At 43.9% G+C, this 2,428-nt stretch carries 2 protein-coding genes; both read left to right on the forward strand.

What is annotated here, in order from left to right; genetic code table 11:
* Positions 1-420 precede the first annotated feature (420 nt).
* Positions 421-2,106: an EF-hand domain-containing protein gene (locus tag F6K20_RS34235; protein ID WP_287297762.1), complete on the forward strand. Its 1,686-nt coding sequence runs from the start codon at positions 421-423 to the stop codon at positions 2,104-2,106.
* Between the two features lie 108 nt (positions 2,107-2,214).
* On the forward strand, positions 2,215-2,358 hold the full coding sequence (locus F6K20_RS34240; protein ID WP_287297764.1) for a hypothetical protein: 144 nt from the start codon (positions 2,215-2,217) through the stop codon (positions 2,356-2,358).
* Positions 2,359-2,428 lie beyond the last annotated feature (70 nt).

A 2,428-nucleotide genomic window follows, 5' to 3' on the forward strand; every position in this document is an offset into this window, starting at 1 on the left:
TATCAAAAATTATCACAATTCCTACACGGATTGCTATCCTATGGATCGGCTGCTAATGGGTAAGTAAAGTAGACTTCGCCGCAGTTGTCGGGAACTTCAGACCAGGGAACTTTAGTTATTGTAGTTACAAACTCTTAATTGTAATTCTTTTTAAGTTTTTTTGAAAAAAAACTAAGGTGGTAATAAGCAGGACAGGCACGTTAAAGAAATAAGTATTTATAGACTACAGGTAGTCCTAAATCACGACCAAACCTCAAGTCTTTAGATGTTCCGGTGCCTGCTCCCGATGCATCTGTGTATTCAGCAACGCCGTCACTGGCATCAGTGTCATTCTTAAGATTTTAATTATAATTTTTGCTTATCTCTTTGTTTATCATTTTTCTAGATAAAATTACTGAAACCTAAAAATTACTTACCGTCATGACAACTCCTCGATTGTATCTGCCGAAACCCCGAGAGGCGGTGGGCAACTATCTCAGAATCATTTCGATCAATGATGTTTACGACATCAAAAATTATCCCTACGTGGAAACGGTGATTAAATCCCTGAAGGAAACATCGGAAGATGCCGTGGTGATTGCCTGCCTCAGCGGAGACTTTCTCTCTCCTTGTTTAATTACCTCACTTGATGGCGGTAAAGCCATGCTGGACGTGCTCAAGGTAGTCAAAATTGATTATATTTGCTTTGGCAACCATGAATTCGATGTCAGCCTGGATGTCCTAGGTGAGCGTTTCAAAACCTACGAAGGAAAATGCTTAAATAGCAACATCTTGGACTTGCCAATTGTAGATGCCAGTGGTCAGCCACTTCCGAAATATGAAATTGTTGAGGTAGGTTCTCATCGAGTTGCCTTTGCTGGATTTTGCACTAGTAAGATCAATACTTTCCGACCCGGGGCGAACCTAACCATTCAACCCATCTTTGATGCTTTAAAGGAAACCTGGTCTAAGTGTTCCAATCAGGCAACCATGCTGATTCCGTTGACCCATCAGACAATTGCGGAAGATCGGGAACTAGCCACGGGGATCCAGCAAGATGACCAACTTAGTGGTAAGGTTCCTGTAATTGTTGGGGGGCACGAGCATGAGATTTATATTGAGAAAATTGAGCGGAGCCTGATTGTTAAGGCTGGTGCTGATGCTACTAATGTGGTGGTTGTTGATGTGTGGTGGGATGCTTCCGAGCAGTGGCATAGTGCTGTTCATCTGTTGCCAGCCAGCCATTTTGATGCCGATACCAAGGTCCAAAAGTTTGTAGAAAGTACCCAGAATTTTCTAGGTTCGCTGATGGATGTGGAAATTTTTGAGGTAAAAGAACCCATGTCTTCTAAACGGATGCGATTCCAACCCGAAAAAGTGGCCTCAACCCTATGTTCTTATATCAAGAAAAGCTTTAAAAATGTCGATCTAGTTATGATCCAGGGAGGATCCTTTCGGGGTAAGCGAGACTATGAGAAGGGAGAATCGTTCACATATAGGGATTTGTTGGAAGAGATGCCATTGGATACCGAAATGGCCTTGATTAAGGTGCCAGGGTACATCTTACCAGATGCGATTGCCGAAACTCGCGGCACGCCCGATCGGGAAGCATCCAATTTTCTCCATGCCGATCTTGATGTAGTAATTGAAGACTACCCGAGTCTAAAAATTGTCAGCATTAACCACGCTCCATTTGACCCTCAAAAGATTTACAACCTCAGTATTGTCCAATTCTTGTTGAGGGGGCTCGATCAAATCAAACCGTTGGTAGATTATGTCAACGCAAATGGAGGTGCTCCGCCTTTGGAGCAATGTCTACCCGGCCAAAACCTGATCGTGGAAAGCTGTATGAAAGATGCCTGGAGAGTTTTGGTTGATTATGAGCAATGGGACGCTGATGGCGATGGGGAAATCACCAGAGAAGAGCTGAAACAGGGTGTCAAAAATGCCTTTGCTTTTCTCGATCAAAATCAGGATGGCTATATTTCCCCCGCAGAACTACGGGCAGCATTGGCAGAACGGACAGGCCGCACCCAGAAAGGATTAATCACCCTGATGTTTGAGGTGTTGGATGTCGATAAAGATGGTATGGTGTCGATGGATGAGCTGGCATCGTTAGCAATGTAATGAAAAAAAGGTGTTGCAAAAAAGCTAGAATAGACCATGTCTAAAGCTGATGAAAGTTTTCAAAACAAACCTTAATCTTTGCCGCTCCATGAGCTGTTATCTAGTTTATTGAATTCACAGAAAACCTCTGATCGGCATACCTTGCCCATCATGGGAACTCTGCAAGACCTGAACCAAGGGTTGGAACGGCGGACGCTGTTGGATTTTATCAATGCGGCGTTGCTGATTCTGGGTATGGTTTTGCCCCCCTAGGGTGTGTTTTCAAAGTTTTCCGCAAGATATTAGATCCCCCCCCAGCCCTGCCCTTATTAAGGGGGGAGCA

Origin of the sequence: Moorena sp. SIO2C4 (assembly GCF_010672485.1) — a bacterium.
Taxonomy (GTDB): Bacteria; Cyanobacteriota; Cyanobacteriia; order Cyanobacteriales; family Coleofasciculaceae; genus Moorena; species Moorena producens.

What these genes read in the sequence shown, in the direction of transcription:
- F6K20_RS34235 (WP_287297762.1), top strand. Translation starts at nt 421, where the DNA reads ATGACAACTCCTCGATTGTATCTGCCGAAACCCCGAGAGGCGGTGGGC.